Origin of the sequence: Bradyrhizobium sp. LLZ17 (genome assembly GCF_041200145.1) — a bacterium.
GTDB lineage: Bacteria > Pseudomonadota > Alphaproteobacteria > Rhizobiales > Xanthobacteraceae > Bradyrhizobium.
The window spans coordinates 4,636,263-4,662,853 of the sequence record NZ_CP165734.1; the positions used below are offsets into that span (position 1 = coordinate 4,636,263).

At 64.1% G+C, this 26,591-nt stretch carries 23 protein-coding genes; 7 read left to right on the forward strand and 16 right to left on the reverse strand.

The genetic code is table 11. The annotated features are described in order from the left end of the window. Positions 1-52: 52 nt before the first annotated feature. Together AB8Z38_RS22285 and AB8Z38_RS22290 are read left to right on the forward strand one after the other, a co-directional pair. Positions 53-1,018 carry a tyrosine recombinase XerC gene (locus AB8Z38_RS22285; RefSeq protein ID WP_369719952.1) on the forward strand — a complete coding sequence of 322 codons (966 nt, stop codon included), beginning with the start codon at positions 53-55 and terminating at the stop codon, positions 1,016-1,018. A gap of 82 nt (positions 1,019-1,100) precedes the next feature. Then, positions 1,101-1,694, forward strand: coding sequence for a DUF4337 domain-containing protein (locus tag AB8Z38_RS22290; protein ID WP_369719953.1), 594 nt, complete (start codon positions 1,101-1,103; stop codon positions 1,692-1,694). Positions 1,695-1,859: 165 nt separating this feature from the next. Here the strand turns inward: AB8Z38_RS22290 and AB8Z38_RS22295 are convergent, their stop codons facing one another. From AB8Z38_RS22295 to zapE, 11 genes are all read right to left on the reverse strand, one after another. After that, a complete protein-coding gene (locus AB8Z38_RS22295; protein WP_369719954.1) occupies positions 1,860-2,390 on the reverse strand; it encodes a hypothetical protein in 531 nt (176 codons plus the stop codon). Positions 2,391-2,426: 36 nt separating this feature from the next. Beyond that, entirely contained in the window at positions 2,427-3,827 is a 1,401-nt protein-coding gene (gene lpdA, locus AB8Z38_RS22300) for a dihydrolipoyl dehydrogenase (protein WP_369719955.1), read from the reverse strand. Between the two features lie 56 nt (positions 3,828-3,883). Beyond that, a complete protein-coding gene (locus tag AB8Z38_RS22305) occupies positions 3,884-4,633 on the reverse strand; it encodes an SDR family oxidoreductase (RefSeq protein ID WP_369719956.1) in 750 nt (249 codons plus the stop codon). A gap of 14 nt (positions 4,634-4,647) precedes the next feature. Next, complete coding sequence (locus AB8Z38_RS22310; RefSeq protein ID WP_369719957.1) at positions 4,648-4,872, reverse strand: hypothetical protein; 225 nt, start codon at positions 4,870-4,872, stop codon at positions 4,648-4,650. Positions 4,873-4,883: 11 nt separating this feature from the next. Further along, positions 4,884-6,128 (reverse strand): 2-oxoglutarate dehydrogenase complex dihydrolipoyllysine-residue succinyltransferase, encoded by a 1,245-nt coding sequence (odhB, locus tag AB8Z38_RS22315; protein WP_369719958.1) that lies wholly within the window; start codon positions 6,126-6,128, stop codon positions 4,884-4,886. A gap of 179 nt (positions 6,129-6,307) precedes the next feature. Beyond that, complete coding sequence (locus tag AB8Z38_RS22320; RefSeq protein ID WP_369719959.1) at positions 6,308-9,289, reverse strand: 2-oxoglutarate dehydrogenase E1 component; 2,982 nt, start codon at positions 9,287-9,289, stop codon at positions 6,308-6,310. Positions 9,290-9,422: 133 nt separating this feature from the next. Further along, positions 9,423-10,307, reverse strand: a complete 885-nt coding sequence (gene sucD / locus AB8Z38_RS22325) for a succinate--CoA ligase subunit alpha (RefSeq protein ID WP_369719960.1) — start codon at positions 10,305-10,307, stop codon at positions 9,423-9,425. A 33-nt stretch (positions 10,308-10,340) separates the two neighbouring features. Beyond that, positions 10,341-10,820, reverse strand: coding sequence for a DUF1579 family protein (locus AB8Z38_RS22330; protein WP_369719961.1), 480 nt, complete (start codon positions 10,818-10,820; stop codon positions 10,341-10,343). A gap of 4 nt (positions 10,821-10,824) precedes the next feature. Then, positions 10,825-12,021, reverse strand: a complete 1,197-nt coding sequence (sucC, locus tag AB8Z38_RS22335) for an ADP-forming succinate--CoA ligase subunit beta (RefSeq protein WP_369719962.1) — start codon at positions 12,019-12,021, stop codon at positions 10,825-10,827. A gap of 212 nt (positions 12,022-12,233) precedes the next feature. Then, positions 12,234-13,202: a malate dehydrogenase gene (gene mdh / locus AB8Z38_RS22340; RefSeq protein ID WP_148755121.1), complete on the reverse strand. Its 969-nt coding sequence runs from the start codon at positions 13,200-13,202 to the stop codon at positions 12,234-12,236. A gap of 242 nt (positions 13,203-13,444) precedes the next feature. Next, the gene (gene zapE, locus AB8Z38_RS22345) at positions 13,445-14,629 is read right to left on the reverse strand and encodes a cell division protein ZapE (RefSeq protein ID WP_369719963.1); all 1,185 of its coding nucleotides are present in this window, start codon (positions 14,627-14,629) and stop codon (positions 13,445-13,447) included. A gap of 140 nt (positions 14,630-14,769) precedes the next feature. Here zapE and AB8Z38_RS22350 point away from each other — a divergent pair, with 140 nt between their 5' ends. Then, positions 14,770-15,024: a type II toxin-antitoxin system VapB family antitoxin gene (locus AB8Z38_RS22350; RefSeq protein WP_369719964.1), complete on the forward strand. Its 255-nt coding sequence runs from the start codon at positions 14,770-14,772 to the stop codon at positions 15,022-15,024. A 68-nt stretch (positions 15,025-15,092) separates the two neighbouring features. Here the strand turns inward: AB8Z38_RS22350 and thpR are convergent, their stop codons facing one another. Both thpR and AB8Z38_RS22360 read right to left on the reverse strand, forming a co-directional pair. After that, on the reverse strand, positions 15,093-15,629 hold the full coding sequence (thpR, locus tag AB8Z38_RS22355) for an RNA 2',3'-cyclic phosphodiesterase (protein WP_369719965.1): 537 nt from the start codon (positions 15,627-15,629) through the stop codon (positions 15,093-15,095). A gap of 173 nt (positions 15,630-15,802) precedes the next feature. After that, complete coding sequence (locus AB8Z38_RS22360; RefSeq protein ID WP_369726573.1) at positions 15,803-16,447, reverse strand: arylesterase; 645 nt, start codon at positions 16,445-16,447, stop codon at positions 15,803-15,805. A 55-nt stretch (positions 16,448-16,502) separates the two neighbouring features. Between AB8Z38_RS22360 and AB8Z38_RS22365 the strand changes: the two genes are divergently transcribed. The 4 genes from AB8Z38_RS22365 to AB8Z38_RS22380 all read left to right on the forward strand — a co-directional run bounded on the left by AB8Z38_RS22365 (position 16,503) and on the right by AB8Z38_RS22380 (position 21,665). Continuing rightward, entirely contained in the window at positions 16,503-17,225 is a 723-nt protein-coding gene (locus tag AB8Z38_RS22365; protein WP_369719966.1) for an ABC transporter ATP-binding protein, read from the forward strand. Further along, the gene (locus AB8Z38_RS22370; RefSeq protein WP_369719967.1) at positions 17,222-19,792 is read left to right on the forward strand and encodes an ABC transporter permease; all 2,571 of its coding nucleotides are present in this window, start codon (positions 17,222-17,224) and stop codon (positions 19,790-19,792) included. Before AB8Z38_RS22365 ends, AB8Z38_RS22370 begins: the two co-directional genes overlap by 4 nt. Before the next feature lie 271 nt (positions 19,793-20,063). Beyond that, positions 20,064-20,855: a Bax inhibitor-1/YccA family protein gene (locus tag AB8Z38_RS22375; RefSeq protein ID WP_369719968.1), complete on the forward strand. Its 792-nt coding sequence runs from the start codon at positions 20,064-20,066 to the stop codon at positions 20,853-20,855. Positions 20,856-21,134: 279 nt separating this feature from the next. Beyond that, positions 21,135-21,665 (forward strand): N-acetyltransferase family protein, encoded by a 531-nt coding sequence (locus AB8Z38_RS22380; protein ID WP_369719969.1) that lies wholly within the window; start codon positions 21,135-21,137, stop codon positions 21,663-21,665. A gap of 101 nt (positions 21,666-21,766) precedes the next feature. Here AB8Z38_RS22380 and AB8Z38_RS22385 read toward each other — a convergent pair whose 3' ends face one another. The 3 genes from AB8Z38_RS22385 to acnA form a co-directional block, all read right to left on the reverse strand. Next, complete coding sequence (locus AB8Z38_RS22385) at positions 21,767-22,138, reverse strand: DUF2794 domain-containing protein (protein WP_369719970.1); 372 nt, start codon at positions 22,136-22,138, stop codon at positions 21,767-21,769. Between the two features lie 590 nt (positions 22,139-22,728). Then, on the reverse strand, positions 22,729-23,508 hold the full coding sequence (locus tag AB8Z38_RS22390) for a DUF1223 domain-containing protein (protein WP_369719971.1): 780 nt from the start codon (positions 23,506-23,508) through the stop codon (positions 22,729-22,731). 228 nt (positions 23,509-23,736) lie between these two features. Beyond that, positions 23,737-26,457, reverse strand: coding sequence for an aconitate hydratase AcnA (gene acnA / locus AB8Z38_RS22395; RefSeq protein ID WP_369719972.1), 2,721 nt, complete (start codon positions 26,455-26,457; stop codon positions 23,737-23,739). Between the last annotated feature and the right edge of the window lie 134 nt (positions 26,458-26,591).

Genomic DNA, 26,591 nt, shown 5'->3' on the forward strand with positions numbered 1-26,591 from the left:
AGTAAACGGGTGTGATGCGATATACTGAGTGGAATCACCACGTCCAGAGCGCATGAGCAAAGCGGCCGCCCCAGCAATCGAGCTCGCCAGCGCCGATCCCTCGATCGCGCAGGAGATGGCGCGCTGGCTGTCGCATCTTGGCGCCGAACGGCGGCTGTCGCCGAAGACGCTGGAGGCCTATACCCGCGATTTGCGGCAATGCCTGGATTTTCTCAGCAATCATTGGGGCGAGCGGGTCACGCTCAAGCGCTTCGCCGCGCTCGAAGCCACTGACATTCGCGCCTTCATGGCGATGCGCCGTGCCGACGATATCGCCGGCCGCTCGCTGATGCGCGCGCTCGCGGGCCTGCGCTCCTTCGGCCGCTTCCTCGAGCGCGAGGGCAAGGGCAAGGTCGGCGCATTGTCGGCGATCCGCGCGCCCAAAGTCGCAAAGACCTTGCCGAAGCCGCTGCCGATGGCGTCGGCAAAACGCCTTGCCGACGCCGACGAGCGCGCGGGCGAGGACCGCAAGACCTGGGTCCTGGTCCGCGACGCCGCCGTGATGGCGCTGCTCTATGGCTCGGGCCTGCGCATCTCCGAAGCGCTCGGCCTGAAACGCCGCGAGGTGCCGCGGCCCGGCGAAGGCGACGTGCTGATCGTCACCGGCAAAGGCAACAAGACCCGCATGGTGCCGGTGCTGCAAAACGTGCTTGAGCTCGTTGCCGAGTACGTTGCGATCTGCCCGCACCCTCTTCCCGCCGAGGGCCCGATCTTCCTCGGCGCACGCGGCGGCCCGCTCAGCCCGCGCATCATCCAGCTGGCGATGGAGCGGCTGCGCGGCGCGCTCGGCCTGCCCGACAGCGCCACGCCGCACGCGCTGCGGCACTCCTTCGCCACGCATTTGTTGTCGCGCGGCGGCGATCTGCGCGCGATCCAGGAATTGCTGGGCCATTCCTCGCTCTCGACCACGCAGATCTATACCGGCATCGATTCCGAGCGGCTGCTGGAAGTCTATGCCAGCGCGCATCCGCGGCGGTGACACACTGACGTCATAACGTCCTTGCCTCTTGCGCAGTCCGCGCGGTTCGGTCAATCGTGGCGAACCAAGGCAGGAGGGATTTATGAGCGCACATGAAAGCATGGAGCATGCCGAGCATGCCGAGCACGCGTCCGGCGAAAACAGGAAGATCGCGCTTCTGATCGCCGTGCTGGCGCTATTCCTGGCGATCTCGGAAACGCTCGGCAAGGGCGCCCAGACCGAATCGATCAGCAAGAACGTCGAGGCCTCCAACCTGTGGGCCTTCTTCCAGGCCAAGAGCATCCGCCGCACCGTCGTCCAGACCGCTGCCGACCAGGGCAAGCTGACATTGGGCAGCGCCACCGACGACGCCATGAAGGCCGCGGTGCAGAAGCAGATCGACGACTGGCAGAAGACGGCGGCGCGCTACCGCTCGGAGCCCGAGACCGGCGAAGGCACCGAGCAGCTCGCCGAGAAAGCCAAGGAGGCCGAGCACGAGCGCGACGAGGCCACGGCGAAATATCATCATTTCGAGCTGGCGTCGGCGGCCTTCCAGATCGGCATCGTGCTGGCATCGGCGACCATCATCACCGGCATCATCGGGCTCGCTTATATCAGCGGGCTGCTGACACTCGCCGGCCTTGCGATGACCATCCTCGGCGCCTGGTGGCCGCATCTGTTGCATCTGCACGGGTAGGATTTCGTACGACACGGCGACGGGTTGCTCCCGCAAATCAGCTGTCATGCCCCGGCTTGACCGGGGCATCCAGTACGCCGCGGCTTCTCCGCAAGCAATTGAGGTTTCTGGGATACTGGATCGCCCGGTCAAGCCGGGCGATGACAACGAGTGTGTGGTAAACAGCTAGCGCGCTTCGTGCACGCTCTTGCGGAAGCGCTGGATCAGGCGGAACGTGCGTGACGACCAGCCTTCGCCGTTGCCGCGGGCGACATCCTTGAGACGCTGCTTGATCGGCTCGACGAGTTCGGAGGCCTTGGCGCGCAGCCTCAAGACCAGCTCATAGAGCCGTTCGAACCAGGCCATCTCCAACAGCTTGTCGCGCGTGACGTCGAACACGAAGGCGGTGACGCCGACGCCGAGCATCTTTGCGAACAGGATCGTGAACACCGCGCTTGTCCAGTACTCATGCGTGAGCAGCCAGAGGCCGACCAGCTTGAGCGGAAACAGCGGGATGATCGGGACCGCGAACACGATCAGCGTCATGGCCGGCGACAGCGCATCGACGCGATCCGACAGCCAGGCCTTGAACCGGGCGAGCGGGATGATGGCGACAACCCGCGCGACGATCGGTTCGAGATGGTCCCACAGCCAGGCTTCGATCAGGAAGATGATCGCCAGCAGGACCCAGACCGGTTGAAGAAGGCGGCGCAGCATGTGTTGTCCCGCCCGATTCGGCGCCGGGCGCATCGCCTACATATGGATGGCCCGCTTACCGACTGCAAGCGCGGCCTCCTTGATGGCTTCCGAGCGGGTCGGATGCGCATGGCAGGTGCGCGCGAGATCTTCGGCACTGCCGCCGAACTCCATGAGAACACAGGCTTCATGGATCATTTCGCCGGCTTCGCGGCCGATAATGTGCACGCCGAGCACGCGATCGGTCTTCGCATCTGCGAGAATCTTCACAAAGCCGTCAGTGGTCTGATTGACCTTGGAGCGGCCGTTGGCGGTAAAGGGAAACTTCCCGACGGTATAAGCCACGCCCGCCTGCTTCAGCTCTTCCTCGGTCTTGCCGACGGAGGACACTTCCGGCGTGGTATACACCACGCCCGGGATGACGTCGTAATTCACGTGGCCGGCTTGCCCTGCGATGATCTCGGCCACCGCAACGCCCTCGTCCTCGGCCTTGTGCGCGAGCATCGGGCCCGCAACGACGTCGCCGATGGCATAGACGCCCTTCAGGCTGGTGACGAAATGCGGATCGATCTGCACGCGGCCGCGATTGTCCAGCGCAACACCGGCTTCCTTCAGGCCGAGCCCGTCGGTGTACGGCACGCGGCCGATGCAGACCAGCACGACATCGGCTTCCAGCGTCTCGGCCGCGCCGCCGGCGGCGGGCTCGATGGTCGCCTTCAGCGTCTTGCCGGAGGTGTCGACCGCGGTGACCTTGGCCCCCAGCTTGAACGCAAAGCCCTGCTTTTCCAGGATGCGCTGGAATTGCTTGGCGATCTCGCCGTCCATGCCGGGCAGGATGCGATCGAGAAATTCCACGACGACGACTTCGGCGCCGAGCCGCTTCCACACTGAACCGAGCTCGAGGCCGATCACGCCGGCGCCGACGATCAGAAGCTTGCCGGGGACCTTGTCCAGCGACAGCGCACCGGTCGACGACACGATGCGCGTCTCGTCGATATCGATGCCCTTGAGACGCGCGATGTCGGAGCCGGTGGCGATGACGATGTTCTTGGTCTCGATGATCTGCGACTTGCCGTCGGCCGAGACTTCGACCTTGCCGGTGCCGAGGATCTTGCCGGTGCCCTTGAGCACGTCGATCTTGTTCTTCTTCATCAGGAACTCGACGCCCTTGACGTTGCCGTCGATGCCCTGCTGCTTGAAGTTCATCATCGCCGGAAGCTCGAGCTTCGGCGCCGAGACGCTGACGCCCATCTTGGCGAAGGAATGCGCGGCTTCCTCGAACATCTCCGAGGCATGCAGCAGCGCCTTTGACGGCATGCAGCCGACATTGAGGCAGGTGCCGCCGAGGGTTGCGTTCTTTTCCACCACGGCGACTTTCATGCCGAGCTGCGCTGCACGCACCGCGCAGACATAACCGCCCGGTCCGGTGCCGATGACGACGAGATCGTAGGATGCCATGAGAGAAAGTCCCGTAGGTTTAGCGTGATGAGGATGTGTCAGCGTCCGCCGGCGCGTCAGCGTCCGCCGGACACATCGAGAATGGCTGAGGTGACGTAGGAAGCATCGTCCGACATCAGCCAGACGATGGCATTGGCGATTTCCTCGGCGGTGCCGACGCGCTTCATCGGCACCAGATGGGCCAGACGATGGTGCCGATCGGGCTCGCCGCCGGAGGCGTGGATTTCGGTGTCGATCAGGCCGGGGCGGATGCCCGCGACGCGAATGCCTTCGCCGGCCACCTCATGGCCGAGGCCAACGGTGAAGGAATCAATCGCGCCCTTGGACGCGGCGTAATCGACATAGGTATTCGGCGCGCCGAGCTTGGCGGCAACCGATGACAGATTGACGATGACGCCGCCCTGGCCGCCATGCCTGGTCGACATCCGCTTCACCGCTTCGCGCGCGCACAGGATCGAGCCGGTGACGTTGACCGCCATCACGCGCCGGATGCGCTCGGCCGACATCTCGTCGACGCGCACACCGCTGGTGCCGACGATGCCGCCATTGTTGACGAGCGCACCGAGCGTACCGAATTTGTCCGCCTGCTTGAACAGTTCGAGAATGTCGCTTTCCTCGGCGACGTCGCATTTCACCGCGATGGCCTTGCCGTTGCTGGCTTCGATCGCGGAAACCACCTCGTCGGCGGCCTGCTTGTTGCTGGCATAGCCAACGACGACGCGGAAGCCGCGCGCCGCCGCCGCGATCGCAGTCGCGCGGCCAATGCCGCGGCTGCCGCCGGTGATGACAACGACTTTATCGGTCACATCAGGCCCCATAGCTATTCGCGCTTGCCCTCGAGAGCTGCCAATCGATCCAGCACGCCCTTGTCCGTCAAGCTCGCCAGGTGAAACAGGATGAAGGGAGTGAGGAACGGAATCAGGCACCAAGCGGCAAAACCGACACCCTTACCCTTCCTGCGACTTATCGGAATCGCAAAGAAGAAGAAAATAAGAGTGGTCAGAAGGAACGGCAGGAGGGAAAGAAGAAGCGCCGGTTCTTCCATGAAACCCTCCCTCAGAGGTCCAGCACCAGGCGCGCGGGATCTTCCAGGCTCTCCTTGACGCGAACCAGGAAGGTCACGGCTTCCTTGCCGTCGATCACGCGGTGATCGTAGGACAGCGCCAGATACATCATCGGGCGGACCTCGACCTTGCCGCCGATCACCATCGGGCGCTCCTGGATCTTGTGCATGCCGAGAATGCCGGACTGCGGCGCGTTCAGGATCGGGGTCGACATCAGCGAGCCGTAGATGCCGCCATTGGTGATGGTGAAGGTGCCGCCCTGCATCTCGTCGATCTTGAGCTGGCCGTCACGGGCGCGGCGGCCGAAATCGGCGATGCCCTTCTCGATATCGGCGATCGACTTGTTGTCGCAATCGCGCACGACGGGAACGACGAGGCCCTTGTCGGTGCCGACGGCGACGCCGATGTGATAGTAATTCTTGTAGATCAGGTCGGTGCCGTCGATCTCGGCGTTGACGGCCGGGATGTCCTTCAGCGCCTGCACAACCGCCTTGGTGAAGAAGCCCATGAAGCCGAGCTTCGAGCCGTGCTTCTTCTCGAACGCGTCCTTGTAGTGCGCCCGCAGCGCCATCACGTTGGTCATGTCGACCTCGTTGAAGGTCGTCAGCATCGCCGCAGTGTTCTGCACGTCCTTGAGGCGGCGCGCGATGGTCTGGCGCAGCCGGGTCATCTTGACGCGCTCTTCGCGGGCGGCGTCATCGGCCGGCGACGGCGCGCGCACCTGGACGGCGGCGGCGGGCTGATTGACCGGCGTCGGCGCGGAGGCCGCGCGCTCGATCGCGGCGAGCATGTCGCCCTTGGTGACGCGGCCGTCCTTGCCGGAGCCCGGAACGGTCGAGGCATCGATCCCGGTCTCGGCGGAGAGCTTTCGCACGGACGGTGCCAGCGGCGCGTCGGCCGGCGGTGCTTTCGATGCCGCGGGGGCGGCGGCCGGGGCCGCGGCGACGGGAGCAGGCGCGGGCGCGGCCGCAGGCTTGGCGGGCGTCCTTGCGACGCCTGCCGTGCCCTCGGTGATCTGCCCGAGCAGCGCACCGACCGCAACGGTGGCGCCATCGGCAGCGACGATCTCGCTCAGCGTGCCGGCGGAGGGTGCCGGGACTTCGATGGTGACCTTGTCGGTCTCGAGCTCAACCAGGGGCTCGTCGACGGCGACGGGGTCGCCCGCCTTCTTGAACCAGCGGCCGATGGTGGCCTCGGTGACGGATTCGCCGAGCGTCGGCACACGAATTTCAGTCATGGTCTTTTCCTTAAGGGATCGCCGATGCGGTCATGAATTTCACATCTCATCGCCCGCCTTGTGCACGCTTGCGCACGGGGGCGGGCGATCCAGTACGCCGTGACTTTCGTGATCAGAACGAACGCCGCGGAGCACTGGATGCCCCGCATTTGCGGGGCATGACTTTAGTCAAGAATTGATTAGCTCAATGCTTCGTCCAGGAACGCCTTCAACTGCGCCTGGTGCTTCGACATCAGGCCCGTGGCAGTCGCGGCGGAAGCGGCGCGGCCGACATAGCGCGGACGCCGGCTCGCACCGTTCACCTGGTTCAGCACCCATTCCAGATAGGGTTCGATGAAGTGCCACGCACCCATGTTGCGGGGCTCTTCCTGGCACCAGATCACTTCCGCCTTCTTGAAGCGCGACAGCTCGGCCACCAGCGCCTTGAGCGGCACCGGATAAAGCTGCTCGACGCGCATCAGATAGATGTCGTCGATGCCGCGCTTCTCGCGCTCCTCGTAGAGGTCGTAATAGACCTTGCCGGAGCAGAGCACGATGCGGCGGATCTTCTCGTCCGGAACGAGCTTGGTCGCCTCGCTCGGCTGCATCTGGGCGTCATCATAGAGGATGCGATGGAAGGTCGTTCCCTTGGCGAGCTCCTCCAGGCGCGACACTGCACGCTTGTGGCGCAGCAGCGATTTCGGCGTCATCAGGATCAGCGGCTTGCGGATCTCGCGGTGAAGCTGGCGACGCAGCACGTGGAAATAGTTCGCCGGCGTGGTCGGATAGACCACCTGCATGTTGTCTTCCGCGCACATCTGCAAGTAACGCTCGAGGCGGGCCGAGGAATGCTCCGGTCCCTGGCCCTCATAGCCGTGCGGCAACAGGCAGACGAGGCCGGACATGCGCAGCCATTTGCGCTCGCCCGAGGAGATGAACTGGTCGAACACGACCTGCGCGCCATTGGCGAAGTCGCCGAACTGGGCTTCCCACAGCGTCAGCGTGTTCGGCTCCGCGAGCGAGTAGCCGTATTCGAAGCCGAGCACGGCCTCTTCCGACAGCAGCGAGTTGATGACCTCGTAATGGCCCTGCTCGTGGCCGAGATGGTTGAACGGCGTGTAGCGGCTCTCGTCCTCCTGATCGATCAGGACCGAGTGGCGCTGCGAGAAGGTGCCACGCTCGGAATCCTGGCCCGACAAGCGGACATGGTGGTTCTCGTTGAGCAGCGTGCAGAACGCCAGCGCCTCGCCGGTCGCCCAGTCGATGCCCGCGCCGGTGTCGATCGCCTTGGCGCGGTTGTCGAGGAAGCGCTGGATGGTGCGGTGAACGCGAAAGCCGTCCGGCACCTTGGTGATCTTGCGGCCGATGTCCTTCAGTGCAGTGATGTCGACGCCGGTGACGCCGCGCCGCGCATCTTCTTCCTGATCGGCGATCTTGAAGCCGGCCCACTTGCCGTCGAGCCAGTCGGCCTTGTTCGGCTTGTAGGAGGTGCCCGCCTCGAACTCGGCATCGAGCCGCGCGCGCCAGTCGGCCTTGGCCTTCTCGACCTCGCCCTCGGTCATCACGCCTTCGCTGATCAGGCGGCGCGCGTAGAGCTCAAGCGTCGTCGGATGAGCCGCGATCTTCTTGTACATCACCGGCTGGGTGAACGCCGGCTCGTCGCCCTCGTTATGGCCATGCCTGCGGTAGCAGAACATGTCGATGACGACGGGCTTGTGGAATTTCTGCCGGAACTCGGTCGCGACCTTGGCCGCGAACACCACGGCTTCCGGATCGTCGCCGTTGACGTGGAAGATCGGCGCGTCGATCATCTTCGCCACATCGGAGGGATAAGGCGAGGAGCGCGAATAGCGCGGATACGTAGTGAAGCCGATCTGGTTGTTGACGATGAAGTGCACGGAGCCGCCGGTGCGGTAGCCCTTCAGATCGGAGAGGCCAAAACATTCCGCGACCACGCCCTGGCCGGCGAACGCGGCGTCGCCGTGCATCAACAGCGGCATCACCGAAATGCGCTGGTCCGGCGGATCGCCATGCTGATCCTGCTTGGCGCGGACTTTACCGAGCACCACGGGATCGACGATCTCGAGATGCGACGGATTGGCGGTCAGCGAGAGATGGATGCGGTTGCCGTCGAACTCGCGGTCGGATGATGCGCCGAGATGATACTTGACGTCGCCCGAGCCTTCGACCGCGTCCGGATTGGCCGAGCCGCCCTTGAATTCATGGAACAGCGCGCGATGCGCCTTGCCCATGACCTGCGTCAGCACGTTGAGGCGGCCGCGATGCGGCATGCCGACCACGACTTCCTTGACGCCGAGATTGCCACCGCGCTTGATGATCTGCTCGAGCGCCGGGATCAGGGATTCACCGCCGTCGAGACCGAAACGCTTGGTGCCGGTGAACTTGGTATCGCAGAACTTTTCAAAACCTTCGGCTTCGACCAGCTTCATCAGGATGGCGCGGCGACCTTCGCGGGTGAACGAGATCTCCTTGTCCGGCCCTTCGATGCGCTCCTGGATCCAGGCCTTCTGCGCGGCGTTGCTGATGTGCATGAACTCGACGCCGAGCGTCTGGCAGTAGGTGCGGTCGCAGATCGCGGTGATCTCGCGCAGATTGGCGTATTCGAGGCCGAGCACGTGATCGAGGAAGATCTTGCGGTCGAAATCGGCTTCGCTGAAGCCGTAGGTGCGCGGGTCGAGCTCTTCGCGGTTGCGCGGGGCTTCGATGCCGAGCGGATCGAGCTTGGCATGGAAGTGGCCGCGCATGCGGTAGGAGCGGATCAGCATCAGGGCGCGGACCGAGTCACGGGTCGCCTGAAGCACCTCGGCGGACGAAATGCCCGCCCCCTTGTCGCCGGGCTTGTCACCCGCCTTGGCCTGGGCCCTGGCGGCGATCTTGCTGCCGACCACCTTTTCGACTTCCGCCCAATTGCCGTCGAGGGCGGAGGTCAGGTCATCCTGGAGCGTCAGCGGCCAGTTGGCGCGCGCCCAGGACGGGCCTTGGGCATTGCGGCGGACATCGTCCGGCTGATCCTTCAGGCTTTTGAAGAACTCCTGCCACTCGGTGTCCACCGAGGACGGGTCCTGCTCGTAGCGGGCGTAGATTTCGTCGATGTAGGTGGCGTTGGTGCCCTGCAAAAAAGATGAAAGGGCAAAGGCTGCGTTCGCGTCCTGGCGAGACATGCTTAAGTTCCTGGCGATTTCGGTTCGCGCGTCACAAACGGCGCTGGCACTGGGCCCCCCGGCAGAGGCTCAGAGCGGCACCATTTACCCTATTTGCTGCGAAACTTCGCCCGGAAAAGTACGAAGAAGTGAATTAGCCTTTCAACTTTTCGGCAAGCGTGTGCCCGAGGCGGGCGGGAGACGGCGACACTGTAATTCCAGCCGATTTCATCGCGTCGGTCTTGGAACCGGCGTCGCCCTTGCCGCCTGAAATGATCGCGCCGGCATGGCCCATACGGCGGCCGGGAGGTGCGGTCACGCCGGCAATGAAGCCGACCATCGGCTTCTTGCGGCCGCGCTTGGTCTCGTCCTTGAGGAACTGGGCGGCGTCCTCCTCGGCGGAACCGCCGATCTCGCCGATCATGATGATCGACTCGGTTTTGGGGTCGGCGAGCAGCATTTCCAGCACGTCGATGAACTCGGTTCCCTTGACCGGGTCGCCGCCGATGCCGACCGCGGTGGTCTGGCCGAGGCCTTCCTGGGAGGTCTGGAACACGGCTTCATAGGTCAGCGTACCCGAGCGCGAGACGATGCCGACACTGCCGGTCTTGAAGATGTTGGCCGGCATGATGCCGATCTTGCACTCGCCGGCGGTCATGACGCCCGGGCAGTTCGGCCCGATCAGGCGCGACTTGGAGCCGGCCAGCGAGCGCTTCACGCGGACCATGTCGATGACCGGAATACCTTCGGTGATGCAGACGATCAGCGGGATCTCGGCGTCGATGGCTTCGCAGATCGCGTCCGCGGCGCCCGGCGGCGGCACGTAGATCACCGATGCGTCCGCGCCGGTGTTCTCGCGCGCCTCGCGCACGGTGTCGAACACCGGCAGGCCCAGATGCGTCGCGCCGCCTTTGCCCGGCGAGGTGCCGCCGACCATCTTGGTGCCATAGGCAATCGCCGCCTCCGAGTGGAAGGTGCCGTTTTTGCCGGTAAAGCCCTGGCAGATGACCTTGGTGTTCTTGTCGATCAGGATGGACATGAGGTCTGCTTTCGCGAAACTAACAGTGAGAGGTCAATGGATGCGGCGATAGACGCCGGTGAGCACGTCGGCCCAGCCTTCCGCGTCCGGCGAGAACTGGATCTTCAACGAATAGGAATTGTCGTCGATGATCTCGTAGACGTGGCGTGCATTGCCGCGTAGCGAGCCGCGCACCAGCGTCAGGGTCTTGCCGACCCAGCCACCCGAAGCGGGCGAGGGCGGCGTGTAGCCGAGCGAATCGTACCAGAACAATTTGTAGGTCCGGTCCTCGCGGTCGTAGGTGAAGAGGCCGTGGGTGGCGAAGATCGGCTTGCCGTCGCGCGTCTGGACACTGTCCTGGATCAAGTAGAACCCGTTGAGATCCATGCGCGCCACGGTGTGCGAGGTGGCCGGCCCGCCAGTGGTCCAGCGCGACGGGAAGACCACCTCTTCGCCATTCCATTCGCCGGCGAACGCGGCAAGGCGCGCGTGCTCTGCAAGTGGGGATGATGCGGCGAGATGGTCCTGGGTCATGGCCTTAGCCTCCCTTGACGGCCTTCACGATCTTCTGCGCGGCGTCGTCGAGATTGTCCGCCGGCACAACGTTCAGCCCGGATTCACGGATGATCTTCTTGCCCAATTCGACATTGGTCCCTTCGAGGCGAACCACCAGCGGCACGCCGAGGCCCACTTCACGCACCGCGGCGGTGACGCCCTCGGCGATCACGTCGCACTTCATGATACCACCGAAGATGTTGACCAGGATGCCCTTCACGTTGGGGTCCGCGGTGATGATCTTGAAGGCGGCTGCGACCTTCTCCTTGCTGGCGCTGCCGCCGACGTCGAGGAAATTCGCCGGCGCCATGCCGTAGAGCTTGATGATGTCCATCGTCGCCATGGCGAGGCCGGCGCCGTTGACCATGCAGCCGATATTGCCGTCCAGCGTGACGTAATTGAGGTCGTATTTCGACGCCTCGATTTCCTTGGCGTCTTCTTCGGTCTCGTCGCGCAACGCGAGCACTTCGGGGTGACGGAACAGCGAATTGTCGTCGAACGAGACCTTGGCGTCGAGCACGCGAAGCTGGCCCTGCTTGGTCACCACCAGCGGGTTGATCTCCAGCATCGACATGTCTTTGGCGACGAACGCCGTGTAGAGCTGCGCGGTGAGCTTCTCGGCCTGTTTGGCGAGATCACCGGAGAGCTTCAGCGCGTTCGCAACCGTGCGGCCGTGATGGCCCATGATGCCGGTCGCCGGATCGACCGAGAAGGTCACGATCTTCTCGGGGCTGTTGTGCGCGACGTCCTCGATGTTGACGCCGCCCTCCGTCGACACCACGAAGGAGACGCGCGAGGTCTCGCGGTCGACCAGGATCGACAGGTAGAACTCCTTGTCGATGTCGGAGCCGTCCTCGATGTAGAGACGGTTGACCTGCTTGCCGGCGGGGCCGGTCTGGATCGTCACCAGCGTGGCGCCGAGCATTTGCTTGGCGAATTCGGTGACTTCCGCGGCCGACTTGGCGATGCGGACGCCGCCCTTGTCGCCGGCCGAAGCCTCCTTGAACTTGCCCTTGCCGCGACCGCCGGCGTGGATCTGGCTCTTCACCACCCAGACCGGGCCCGGGAGAGCCTTGGCCGCGGCTTCCGCATCGGCCGCCTTCAGGACGGGAACGCCCTTGGAAATCGCGACGCCGAACTCGTTCAGCAGCGCTTTGGCCTGATATTCATGGATATTCATATGGTCGCTCCCTGAACCCGCGGGCGGTGACCCCATGGGCCCACCTCAGTCTTGTGGCTGGCATACCATATACCACCAGAACTGCAACACGGATTCGTTGACATCGAGACATCTGCCGGCCCGGAACCCGCCCAACCCTAAACAAGGTTTGGCGGGGCCCGGAAGTGAAACCGCCGAAGACCGGTTTCGGTCTTCGGCGGGGAGTGTTGCGGTTACCGGCCGAGAAGATCGGGGGCGATCTTCTTGCAGGCGTCGACCAGGCCCTGCACCGCGCCGACCGACTTGTCGAAGGCCTCGCGGTCCTTGCCAGCGAGCTCGATCTCGACGACGCGCTCGACGCCCTTGGCGCCGATCACGACGGGCACGCCGACATACATGTCCTTCACGCCGTATTCGCCGTTCAAATAGGCGGCCGAGGCCAGCACGCGCTTCTTGTCGCGAAGATAGCTCTCGGCCATCGCGATCGCGGAGGCCGCCGGCGCATAGAAGGCCGAGCCGGTCTTGAGCAGGTTGACGATCTCGGCGCCGCCGTTGCGGGTGCGGTCGACGATCTCGTCGAGGCGCGCCTGCGAGGTCCAGCCCATCTTGACGAGGTCGGGCAGCGGGATGCCGGCGACGGTGGAGTACTTTACCAGCGGCACCATGGTGTCGCCATGGCCGCCGAGCACGAAGGCGGTGACGTCCTCGACCGAGACGTTGAACTCGTCGGCCAGGAAGTAGCGGAAGCGCGAGGAATCCAGCACGCCGGCCATGCCGACGACCTTCTTGTGCGGCAGGCCGGAGGCCTTCTGGAGCGCCCACACCATCGCGTCGAGCGGGTTGGTGATGCAGATGACGAAGGCATCCGGAGCGTACTTCTTGATGCCGGCACCGACCTGCTCCATGACCTTGAGGTTGATGGAGAGGAGATCGTCGCGGCTCATGCCGGGCTTGCGCGGCACGCCGGCGGTGACGATGCAGACCTTCGCGTTGTCGAGCGCCTCGTAGGAGTTCGCGCCGGTGTAATGTGCGTCAAAACCGTCGACCGGCGAGGACTGCGCGATGTCGAGCGCCTTGCCCTGCGGCACGCCCTCGGCGATGTCGAACATCACGACGTCGCCCAGTTCTTTCAGGCCGATGAGGTGAGCCAGCGTTCCGCCGATCTGGCCGGAGCCAATCAAAGCAATCTTGTCGCGCGCCATGTGAACCTGTCCTTTAGACACGTAAGGAGGGGAAACTGACGAGGTGGTTATCCCTTTCGCTTGCAGCGTTCAAGTCGCCGGATGCCCAATTGTCGGGCTTGCCGAGATAGCAGCCAGAACACCCGTCCGTCATTCCGGGGCGCGCGCCAGCGCGAACCCGGAATCTCGCGCCACAACTTCGGGATTCCGGGTTCGCCCGCGAAGAGCGGGCGCCCCGGAATGACCGCGCGGGCAAATAGGACTTAAGTCTCTACCAGGCCTTTGGTCGAGCCGCTGGCGGTGGAATCCTTGCGGCCGTGAGGCAGCGCCAGATAGGATTCCGAGCTCATCTCGATCAAGCGCGACGAGGTCCGCTTGAACTCGTTGGCCTCGTTGCCTTCGTGGGCAAGATAGAGCGAAATCGGATTGGCATCGGCCGAGGCCATCAGCTTCACGGCATTGTCGTAGAGCGTGTCGATCAGGGTGATGAAACGCTTGGCAGCGTTGCGCTGGGAGAAGTCCATCACCGGAATATGGTCGACCAGGATGGTGTGATAATCGTGCGCGAGCCTGAGGTAGTCCGATGCCCCTAACGGCTTCTCGCAGAGATCGGCGAACGTGAACCGCGCCACGCCGTGGGCCGAGCACGGCACGTGCAGGATGCGGCCCTTGATCGAAATATCGCGGGACTTGCATCTGGCACCGCCGGTCATCTTCGACCAGGCGCGGTCGAGCGCGGTGTGCGCATCTGCATCCGCCGGCGTCAGCCACATCGGCACACCCTGAAGTTTCTCGAGCCGGAAGTCGGTGCGCGCATCGAGCCGCAGCACGTCCATGTGGTCGGTGATCTGCTTGATGAAGGGCAAGAACAGCGAGCGGTTCAAACCGCCCTTGTAGAGATCGTCGGGCGCGACATTGGAGGTCGCGACCACGACGGTCCCCAACTCGAACAGCTTGGCGAATAGGCGGCCGAGGATCATCGCGTCCGCAATGTCGGTGACGTGGAATTCGTCGAAGCAGAGCAACCAGCTCTCCTCGAAGATCGCATGCGCAGTCAGCGCGATGACGTCGGCATCGGCGATCTCGCCGCGCGCGATGCCCTGGCGATAGTCGTAGATGCGCTCATGCACGTCGGCCATGAACTCGTGGAAATGCGCGCGCCGCTTGTGCTCGACGCTACTGTGCTGGAAGAACAGATCCATCAGCATGGTCTTGCCGCGTCCGACCTCGCCATGGACGTAGAGCCCGTGCGGCGCCTCGTCCTTGTCACCACCGAACAGGCGGCCGAGCAGGCCCTGCTTGCGCTGCGGCTTGTAGCTCGCGAGCCGCTGGTCGAGCGCCGCATAGGCCTCGACGATCTCGGCTTGGGCTGCATCAGGCTCGATGGCGCCGGATGCGATCTGGGCCTGATAGGCCTCGCGGAATGAGGAACTGGGGGTGGAGAGCATGGCTCTTACCGCCAGAGACGGAGGCAAATTGCAATGGTATATCGATGCAAGGGGCGTATGCGCTTGACCCAGTCCACGTAGGAGCGGGCGTAGGCTTTAGATATCAGAGGGTTAAACAGGTCACCTTGGGATTCCCTGACATGGCTCTGAGCATCGAGGATTCCGAGACCGAGCGTCTGGCGCGGAGTCTGGCGCAACTCACCGGCGAGACGGTTGAGATCGCGACGAAGCGAGCTCTCGAGGAGCGGCTCAGCCGGATTGATAATCAACGCCGCAAAACCGCTCTCTTGGAAGACATGGTCGCAATCCGTCGACGCTGGAGCGAGTTGCCTGTGGTAGCCGACCGGACGCCGGACGAAATTGTGGGATATGACAAGCACGGATTGCCGTTCTGATCGCGATCGACGTTGCACGTCCTCGCGTCATATGGGCGAGCTTCACCTCATCATCTTACAAGCTAAGTTCACGGACTAAGCTCGTAGGCATCCTCGACCACATACGGCCCACCGCCGGTAGAGGCGCGGGACGAGAACAGCACGAAGCGCTCGGCGACGAAGGCCTTGCTTGGAAAATAGCCGCGCAGCGAGAGATAATCGGCGACGTCGCGGTCGGAGGCGTCGTGCAGACGGGCCAGCGTGACATGTGGGATGAACTTGCGGCCCTCGGGGTCGAGGCCGATCCGCTGCATCATGCGTTCGAGCTCGGCCTGCAATTCGATCAGCGGCTTGCTCGGTGCGATGGTGGCGACCACGGCGCGCGGCTTGCGGCCGCCGAAGCTCGTGAGGCCCTGCAGCTTCACCTCGAACGGCTTGCGGTTGACGCGAAACAACATCGAGGCGATCTCGTTGGCGGACATGCCGTCGATATCGCCGATGAAACGCAAGGTGACGTGATAATTTTCGGGATCGATCCATCGGGCGCCGGGAAGGCCGCCCCGCAAATTGGAAAGCGTCTGGCCGATCTCGGCCGGAATTTCCAGACCAGTGAACAAACGCGGCATCGTTTCGCACTCCCGATGCTTGGGCACGATCCTTGGACAAGGATCATATCCAAATTTTAGAGCCGGTGACGAATCACCGGTACCTTGATTCTATCGCAGTTGTGTGACTCTGCGAAGCATGGCGCCCGTCACCCCGGTAAAACCCTGGGAATAGGGTTAGCACTGCCTGCTTTTCAACGCCGTTGCTCGTTGATCGTGCCAAGAAATGCCTCCACACTGGGCATCATGTTGTTGACGATGATGTCGACGCCCGCAGCTGTCGGATGAATGCCGTCGGCCTGGTTGAGCTTGGCATCGGCCGCGACGCCGTCAAGAAAGAACGGATACAGCGGCACGTCGAATTTTTTCGCCAGATCCGGATAAATCGAATTGAAGCGCGCGGCATAGTCGGCGCCGTAATTCGGCGGCGCCAGCATGCCGCACAGCATGACTGAAATCTTGCGCGCCTTCAGCCGTGCGACGACGTCGGTCAGTGCGGCCCGCGTCAAATCGGGGTCGATGCCGCGCAGCGCGTCGTTGGCGCCGAGCTCGACGATCACGCCGTCGGTTCCGTCCGGCACCGACCAGTCGAGGCGGTCGCGGCCCCCGGAGGCGGTGTCGCCAGACACGCCGGCATTTGTCATGTCAACGGCTATGCCTTTGGCCTGCAAGGCTTTTTGAAGCTTGGCGGGGAATGCCTCCTGGGCCGGAAGGCCGAGACCGGCACTTAAGGAATCGCCGAGGACGACGAGCTTGATCGGTTTGGCCGCCGGCTGTGCCTGGGCGGATGGCATGTTCGCGACCGTCATCAAGGCGAGCATCAACACGGCTATGTGCATGAACAATCCGTAACGCCTCTCGACCGCGCCAGCGGAGTTGCCATATGACCGGACCATGGACAGTCGCATCGAATCCTCTTCGCTCGCCGGCACCACGCCGGACACCATCGCCATCTCCAACGTCAATCTGTCATTGGGTACGGGGGCGGCACGCGTTCACATCCTCAAGGATATCAGCCTGCGGGTCGGCCGTAGCGAGACCATTGGTCTGATCGGCCCGTCAGGCTCGGGCAAATCCACGCTGCTGATGGTGATGGCGGGGCTGGAGCGTCCTGATAGCGGAGAGGTGGTGGTCGACGGCACGCCTTTCAATGCCCTCGACGAGGACGCGCTGGCCCGCTTCCGCGGCCGTCAGGTCGGCATCGTCTTCCAATCCTTTCACCTGATCCCGACCATGACGGCGCTGGAGAACGTCGCGGTGCCGCTCGAACTCGCCGGCAATCCCGACGCTGCCAAGCGCGCCGCACAGGAACTGCAGTCGGTCGGACTTGGCGATCGCCTGCATCATTATCCAACGCAGCTCTCCGGCGGCGAGCAGCAGCGCGTCGCGCTCGCCCGCGCGCTGGCGCCAGATCCCGCAATCCTGGTCGCCGACGAGCCGACCGGCAATCTCGACGAAGCCACCGGCAAGCAGATCGTCGACCTCCTGTTCGGCAAGCATGCCGAGCGCGGCATGACACTGGTGCTGGTCACGCACGATGCCTCGCTTGCGCATCGCTGTGATCGCGTCATCCGCCTGCGCTCGGGCCGCATCGACACGCAGACGATTCAAGCATGAGCGCGGCAGCCGAAGCGTTCACGCGCCCGAACGGCGTGGCCTTGTCATTACGCTACGCATTGCGTGAATTGCGCGGCGGCCTGCGCGGCTTCTATGTCTTCATCGCCTGTATCGCGCTTGGGGTGATGGCGATCGCCGGCGTCGGCTCGGTTTCCGCAAGTCTCAGCGACGGGCTTGCGCGCGAAGGCCGAACGTTGCTCGGCGGCGACGTTTCTTTCGTGCTGTTTCAGCGCGAGGCCAAGCCCGAAGAGGTTGCCTTCCTGCGCTCGCGCGGCACCGTCTCGGTCGCCGCCACCCTGCGCGGCATGGCGCGTTCGGCCGACGGCCAGCTGGCGCTGGTCGAAATGAAGGCGGTCGACGACAGCTATCCGATGCTCGGACAGTTGACGCTGGCGCCGCAGATGCCGCTGTCCGACCTGCTCGCAGACCGCGACGGCGCATTCGGCGCCGCCGCCGATCCGACGCTGCTGGCGCGGCTATCCCTGAAGACCGGCGACCGCGTCACCATCGGCGCCGCGACCTTCCAGATCCGCAGCACGGTCGAGGCCGAACCCGACAAGCTCGCCGGCGGCATCGGCTTCGGCCCGCGTTTCCTGATCAGCGAAGCGGCCTTGCGCGCCACCGGCCTGATCCAGCCCGGCAGCCTGGTGCGTTGGGTTTACCGGGTGAAGCTGCCGGACGCCGCCAACGGCGACCGCGCCACGGATGCCTTCATCGCGGACGCGCGCAACGCCGCGCCGCAGGCTGGCTGGGAGGTCCGCAGCCGCTCCAATGCCTCGCCGCAGCTCGAGCGCAACATCAGCCGCTTCACGCAATTCCTCACATTGGTTGGCCTCGCCGCGCTGCTGGTCGGCGGCGTCGGCGTCGCCAATGCCGTGAAGAGCCATATCGATCGCCGGCTCGAGGTGATCGCAGCCCTCAAGGCCGTCGGCGCCACCGGGCGCGACGTGTTCGGTATCTATCTTGCGCAGGTGATACTGCTCGCTGCGATCGGCTCGCTGATCGGGCTTGCGCTCGGCGCCGCAATGCCCTTCGCCATCGTCGACCTGTTCGGCAAGCTTCTGCCCCTGCCGGTGGTGCCGGCCGTGCATATCGATGAGCTCGCGCTGTCGTTCGTCTACGGCCTGCTGACGGCGCTGGCCTTCGGTCTCTGGCCGCTCGGGCGCGTGCATGACGTGCCGGTCGCAGCCCTGTTCCGCGACACCATCAGCAACGAGTGGCATCGGCCACGCGCGAGCTATCTCGCCTTCATGGCCGTGGTCGTCGCGCTGCTCATTGCCGTCGTGATCGGATTGTCGTTCGACAAGCGCATCGCCGCGATCTTCGTGCTCTCGTCCGTCGTCGTGTTCGCGCTGCTCCGCGGAGTCGCTGCGCTCCTGATGGCGATCGCACGTCACCTGCCACGCACGCGACTTCCGATGCTGCGGCTTGCGATCGCCAACATCCACCGCCCCGGCGCGCTGACGCCCTCCGTCGTGCTCTCGCTCGGCCTCGGGCTCGCTGTGCTCGTGACCATCACCCAGGTCGACGGCAATCTGCGCCGGCAATTCCTGGCGGCGCTGCCGGACCACGCGCCGTCGTTCTACTTCATCGACATTCCGAGCGCGCAGGCAGCCCCATTCGACGATTATCTGCGGCGGATCGCGCCGGGCGCGAAGGTCGAGGACGTGCCGATGCTGCGCGGCCGCATCGTCGGAGCCCGCGGCGTCCGCGCCGAAGATCTCAAGCCGACGACCGATGCCGAATGGGTGCTGCAAAGCGACCGCGGCCTGACCTATACCGGCGAGCTGCCGAAAGGCTCCAAGGTGGTCGAGGGCGAATGGTGGAGCGCCGACTATTCCGGCCCGCCGCTGGTCTCGATCGAGAAGAAGATCGCCGACGGCCTCGGCCTCAAGCTCGGCGACGAGATCGTGGTCAACGTGCTCGGCCGCGACATCCCGGCCAGGATCGGCAATCTGCGCACCATCGACTGGCAGGGGCTCGGGATCAATTTCGTGCTGGTGTACTCGCCGAACGCCTTCAAGGGCGCGCCGCACACCCATATCGCAACGCTGACCGAAGCAGCAGGCGATGCCGCGGGCGACGGCAAGATCATCAAGCAGGTTGCCGACGCCTATCCGACGGTGACGAGCGTGCGCGTGCGGGAGGTGATGGAGACGGTCGGCGCGGTTGTGACCAATCTGGCGCTGGCGATCCGCGGCGCCAGCGCCGTGACCCTGATCTCGGCGATCCTGGTGCTGGGCGGCGCGCTGGCCGCCGGTCACCGCCACCGGGTCTATGATGCGGTGATCCTGAAGACGTTGGGCGCGACGCGGCTGCGGCTGCTCGGTGCCTACGCGCTCGAGTACCTCCTGATCGGGCTCGCCACCGCTATGTTCGGCGTGACCGCCGGCAGCATCGCCGCCTGGATGATCGTGACGCGGCTGATGACGCTGAGCTTCGTCTGGCAGGCCGGCAGCGCCGCCGGCGTGGTCGCGGCCGCCTTGGTCGTCACCGTCGGGCTCGGCCTTGCCGGCACGCTCTTGGCGTTGAACAAAAAGCCCGCCACGGTGTTGCGGAATTTGTGACAAATTGAAGCGGATGGCCGCGCGGGAGCCGAATCCGGGCATTCCCGTGGTTAACCACATCTGCCCGCCGGGATTGCGCGCCAAGGGCGACATTCGGCCGCGCATGGACGGTTGCAGCAGATGTGTTAGTTTCCCACATATCGGATGGGTTCGGAGCCCCGATTGTTAGCCAAATTTAATGTCGGCAGACATCGGTATCCGAGATAGAATTTGACGAACCGGCGGTATGGCAACCCTCATGCCGGACCGGGCAACCAACGGGAATTCGACCATGTCGGACCTCAACCGTAACTACGCTTCTCCTTTCGGCAGGGCCGCCGGGCGTGTTGACGCCGCGACGGTCGACGCCGGCCTGCGTGCCTACATGCTGCGCATCTACAATTACATGAGCATTGGCCTCGCCATCACCGGCCTCGCCGCGCTCGGCGTCTACATGGCCGCCGTCACGGACGTTCCGACCCCGGAAGCCGTCCGGGTCGGCAAGCTGTTCCTGACGCCGTTCGGCTACGCCATGTTCGTGAGCCCGCTGAAATGGCTGTTCATGCTGGCGCCGCTCGCCATGGTGTTCGTGATCTCGGCAGGCATCAATCGTCTCGCTCCCTCGACCGCCCAGATCCTGTTCTGGGTGTTCGCGGCGCTGATGGGCGTCTCGATGTCCTCGATCTTCCTGGTGTTCACGCACACCTCGATCGTGCGGGTGTTCTTCATCACTGCGGCGACCTTCGGCGCATTGAGCCTGTACGGCTACACCACCAAGCGTGACATGAGCGGGATGGGATCGTTCCTGTTCATGGGCCTGATCGGCATCATCATCGCGAGCCTGGTCAATCTGTTCCTGGCGAGCTCGGCGCTGCAGTTCATCGTCTCGGTGGTCGGCGTGCTGGTGTTCGCGGGCCTCACCGCCTGGGATACCCAGCGGCTGAAGAACGAGTACATCTACGGCTACGCCTCGGCCGGCGGTGACATCGCAGACCGTGCGGCGATCACGGGCGCGCTGTCGCTGTACCTGAACTTCATCAACCTGTTCACGCTGCTGCTGCAGCTCCTCGGCCAGCGCGACTAAGCGCCAGACCAGGGCGAACGACACCAACCCCGGCCGCGAGGCCGGGGTTTTTGTTTGGGCCGGACGTCGCAGCACCCACCGCTGTCATCGGCCGCGAAGGCGGGCGATCCAGTACGCCGCAGCGGCTCGGTTCTAGCCGCGCTGTCTCGGAGTACTGGATGCCCCGCCTACGCGGGGCATGACAGCAGAGAAGATGGAGGCTGCTTCGCTCGCAATGACGACGTGGAGAGAGGCTACTGCCCCCTTCCAGCCGCCGCGGGAAGGCTCTAATCTCTTGCCATGTCCGCACCCGAAATCAGGCCCACCCTTGAGGCGGACCTTCCCGCCATCACCGCCATCTACCAGCAGGCCGTTCGCGAGGGCACTGCGACGTTCGAGCTGGAGCCGCCTGACCTGGCCGAGATGACGCGGCGCTACCGCGCCCTGGTGGACGGCGGCTACCCCTATTTCGTCGCCATGCTCGAGGGGCGCGTCGCGGGATACGCCTATGCCGGCGCCTACCGGCCGCGGCCGGCCTATCGCTTCACGGTCGAGAACTCGATCTATCTCGATCCGTCGTTCCACCGCCGCGGCATCGGCCTGTTGCTGTTGGAGCGGCTGGTCATCGAATGCGAGGCGCGCGGCTTCCGCCAGATGATCGCTGTCATCGGCGATTCCGCCAATGCCGGCTCGATCGGCGTCCATGCCAAAGGCGGCTTCAAGATGATCGGCACCCATCCCAATGTCGGGCTGAAATTCGGTCGCTGGCTCGACACGGTGATGATGCAGCGCGACCTCGGTGAGGGCGCAAGCACGGTGCCGGGGAAGTAGGGCCCGTAGCCCGGATGGAGCGCAGCGAAATCCGGGGCAGATTATCCGCCGGCACGACGACCCGGATTGCGCTGCGCTCCATCCGGGCTGCGAAAGTGCGGCTACACCACCGCCAATTTCCGGTCGATCACCAGCAGCACGCGCTCGAGCTCGTGGCCGCGGCGCAGGATCAGGCCGGTCGCCGAAATCACGCTGTACATGCCCTGCTTGCGCGCGAGCCGCGGGTCTTTCTCGATGCGGTAGATCGGCACTTCGGAAGCGCGGCGAAACACCGAGAACACCGCGCGGTCTTTCAGGAAGTCGATGGCATAGTCGCGCCACTCGCCGTCCGCGACCATGCGGCCATACAGATTGAGGATACGGTTCAGTTCGAGCCGGTTGAACGTCACCCGGTTCGCTTGGGCAATCGCAGCGGCGGGACGCGCCACTGCGCGCTGTTCGCTCGGATCGGCATCCTCCGACGTCAGACTCATGGAGCGCCTCCTGTCGCATCAGCATGATCGCGTGCGCGAAGACCGTCCCCGGAACCGCCGATCATGACGGTTGCATGATTGCTCCAACCGTTCGCAATCGCAAGAGGCTCCTGCAAGGGCTGTTGCCAGGGAGCGCTCTCGCTCGGCGGCGAGGCCGGCTGCGGAATCATGACACACGCAACGGTGGAACTTTGCGGCGGCAAACCGTCACGGGATCGTTAGCAGGAATCATAGTATCGCCTTTTTTCCGCCTAGCGACTGCCGCCCTGCATTGCGAAAAGGATTGCGTGCGTTGACCCGGTCCTTTCGGTTCCGGATTCCTCAGCCCCCAGCCCCCCGGGGTCGCGAGGATCGGGTCTGTACGCACGACAAGGAGGGCCAACGCGAGTTGGTCCTTTTTTGTTTGTGGCGGGATGTTTCTGGTGCCTCGTCATTCCGAGACGCGCCTCTTGGCGCGGACCCGGAATCCATTTCTCAACTCGGCAAATGGATCGATGGATTCTCAGGTGCGCAGTTGCGCACCGTAGCTCGCGCCTCGCACCCCAGAATGACGACGGTTAATTTGATCTGAGATGATCTAGTCAGTCGCGTCAATGCAATGAGGTGTACGCCGCGCCGAGCATCGGGCCGGGCTTCTCGCGGCTGCCATCCTGGACATAGACTACCGCGCCGTCGACGCCGTCGCGCGACGTGAGGTTCTCGATCGGTACCGTCCAGCTTTCCTGATGTCCGTTCCAGTCGCCGACCTTGAGCAGGTTGCGCACGACGTTGTGGTAGGTGATCTGCTGCCCGCGGTTTTCGCCGCGGCTGATCTCGATCGGGACCGATCTTGCTATCGAGCAGATCCAGACCTCGCCATGCGAAACCGCGGGCGCGCTGCTCGGCGCCACCGAGACGTTGATCTGCTTGCCCGCGAGCGACATCGTCACGGGCACGCTCATCACGCCGGCGCCCTTGTCGGTCCTGCCGATCGCGCTTTCGATGCCGGCACGATCGCTGCCGATCACATGCGCAGAGCCGTTGACCACGACCTGCGGGGTATAGACCTCGCGGTCGCCGCGCATGCGCGAATAGGCGCGCTGCCGCGCAGAGAAGCGCGAATCGGCCAGCGTGTCCTTCCAGCCAAGATAGTCCCAATAATCGATCGGCATGCTCAGCGCGATGACCGAGGGATCATTGGCGAGCTCGCCGATGACCTTGTCGGCGGGCGGGCAGGACGAGCAGCCCTGGGAGGTGAAGAGCTCGACGACGGCGCGGGGATCGGCCTCCGCGGGACGGATGACGGCGACGATGGCGCAGATACCGAGCGCCCCCGACCAGAGTGCGCCGGACCATCGCGAAGCCAAATGAGAAGCCATCATTGCAGTCATGTCGAACCAGTCATGTCGAACGCCATTTCGTACGCGTGGAGGATATCCTATCGCCTGATGGTCACCGTAGTCTTACGGGCATAGTACATCCAACCGTCCGATGCGCGATTTTCCGCCAGTCGGGCCCATCCGAAGCATGCCTTAACGCACGAAGGCGGCCTTGTGATAGGCCGCCTTCGTTGAACCTTCTACTCACTTACCAGTGAGCCATTGTTCACAAATCCGCGCTTACGCAGCGAGCTTGCGCAGCACGTAGTGCAGGATGCCGCCGTTGCGGTAGTAATCGAGCTCGTCCAACGTATCGATTCGGCAGAGCAGCGAAACGCGCTGCAACGAACCGTCCCCGGAGACGATCTCCGCGGTCAGCTTCTGGCGCGGCTTCAGGTCACCGACGAGACCACGCAGCGTGACCTTCTCATCGCCCTTCAGACCGAGCGACGACGAGGAGGTGCCGTCCTCGAAGGTGAGCGGCAGCACGCCCATGCCGACCAGGTTGGAGCGGTGGATGCGCTCGAAGCTCTGGCAGATCACGGCGCGCACGCCGAGCAGACGGGTACCCTTCGCGGCCCAGTCGCGCGAGGAGCCGTTGCCGTATTCGGCACCGGCGAACACCACCAGCGGCACCTGCTCCTGCTGGTACTTCATCGCGGCGTCGTAGATCGACATCTGCTCGCCGTCGGGCCAGTGCTTGGTGAGGCCGCCTTCCGGAATGTTGCCGTCGGCGCCCTTGAGCATGAAGTTCTTGATGCGGATGTTGGCGAAGGTGCCACGCATCATCACTTCGTGGTTGCCGCGCCGCGTGCCGTACTGGTTGAAGTCGGCCGGACGCACCTGGTGCTCGCTGAGATACTTGCCGGCCGGAGAGGTAAGCTTGATCGAGCCCGCCGGCGAGATGTGGTCGGTGGTGATCTTGTCGCCGAACATGGCGAGGATGCGCGCCTCGACGATGTCGGTGATCGGCTCCGGCTCCTTCTTCATGCCGTCGAAATAGGGCGGGTTCTGCACATAGGTCGAGCTCATGTTCCAGCGATAGGTCTCGCTCTCGACAGTCTTGATCTTGCGCCAGTTGGTGTCGCCCTTGAACACGTCGGCATACTTCTTCTTGAAGATCGACGCGGTCACGAACTTCTTCATGAACGCGTTGATCTCCTTCGTCGTCGGCCAGATGTCCTTGAGGTAGACCGGCTTGCCGTCCTTGCCTTCACCGAGCGGCTCGGTGGCGAGGTTCTTGGTGACGCTGCCCGCGAGCGCGTGGGCGACGACGAGCGGCGGCGAGGCCAGATAGTTCGCCTGCACGTCCGGCGAGACGCGGCCTTCGAAGTTGCGGTTACCGGAGAGCACGGCGGCCGCGACGATGCCGTTGTCGTTGATCGACTTCGAAATCTGTTCGGGCAGCGGACCGGAATTGCCAATGCAAGTGGTGCAGCCGAAGCCGACCAGGTTGAAGCCGACCTTGTCGAGATCGGTCTGCAGACCGGAATCGGCGAGATAGGCCGCGACCACCTGGCTGCCCGGAGCCAGCGAGGTCTTGACCCACGGCTTGGCCTTGAGGCCCTTCGCGGCAGCGTTACGGGCCAGCAGCCCGGCGCCGATCAGGACGCTCGGATTCGAGGTGTTGGTGCAGGACGTGATCGCGGCGATCACGACGTCGCCATGGCCAAGGTCGAAATTCTTGCCCTCGACCGGGAAGCGCTTCGTGGGCTCGTCAGCCTTCTTGTATTCGCTGCTGAGCGCGAGCGAAAAGCCTTCGGCCACCGAGGGCAGCGCGATGCGGCCTTCGGGACGCTTCGGGCCGGCCATCGACGGCACGACGTCGCCGAGGTCGAGCGTGAGCGTCTCGGTGAACACCGGATCCACCGACTTCGCGGCGCGGAACAGGCCCTGCGCCTTGGCATAGGCCTGCACCAGCGCGACGCGCGGCGCCGCGCGGCCGGAGGTCTTCAGATAATCGACCGCAGCGGCGTCGACCGGGAAGAAGCCGCAGGTCGCGCCATATTCGGGCGCCATGTTGGCGATGGTCGCCTTGTCGGCGACCGAGAGGTGATCGAGGCCGGGGCCGAAGAATTCGACGAACTTGCCGACCACGCCGAGCTTGCGCAGCATCTGCGTCACGGTCAGCACAAGGTCGGTCGCGGTGACGCCTTCCTTCATCGCGCCCTTCAGCTTGAAGCCGACGACGGTGGGCAGCAGCATCGAGAGCGGCTGGCCGAGCATGCAGGCTTCGGCCTCGATGCCGCCGACGCCCCAGCCGAGCACGGCGAGGCCGTTGACCATGGTGGTGTGGGAGTCGGTGCCGACGAGCGAGTCGGGATAGGCGACCTCGAAGGTGCCGGTCTTCTTGCCGACCGTCATCTTCTCCTTCTTGGTCCAGACCGTCTGCGACAGATATTCGAGATTGACCTGGTGGCAGATGCCCGTGCCGGGCGGCACCACGGAGAAGTTCGAGAACGCTTTCTGGCCCCACTTCAGGAATTCGTAGCGCTCCTGGTTCTGCTTGTATTCCTCGGTGACGTTCTTGCCGAAGGCTTTGTTGTCGCCGAAGAAGTTCACGATCACGGAGTGGTCGATGACGAGATCGACCGGCACCAGCGGGTTGATCTTCTCGGCATCGCCGCCGAGCTTCTGCATGGCGTTGCGCATCGCGGCGAGATCGACCACGGCGGGCACGCCGGTGAAATCCTGCATCAGCACGCGGGCGGGGCGGAACGCGATCTCATGCTCCAGCGACCGCTTGCGCAGCCATTTCGACACCGCGACGATGTCGTCCTTCTTGACCGTGCGGCCGTCCTCGTTGCGGAGCAGATTCTCGAGCAGGACCTTCATCGAATAGGGGAGTTTCGAAATTCCCTTCAGACCATTCTTCTCGGCCGTGGGCAGGCTGTAATAGACATAGGTCTTGGCGCCGACCTTGAGGGTCTTTTTGCATTTGAAGCTGTCGAGCGAGGTCATGAAAGGAATCCCAATTGTTAGTTATACCCGGCAAGGGGTATCTTAACACCGTCCAGCGAATCCGGTGGGGTCGCTTGCAGGAGCAGGTTGAGTTGCTGCATCAAGTAGTTCCGGGCTTATAGAAGCTTTCTAAC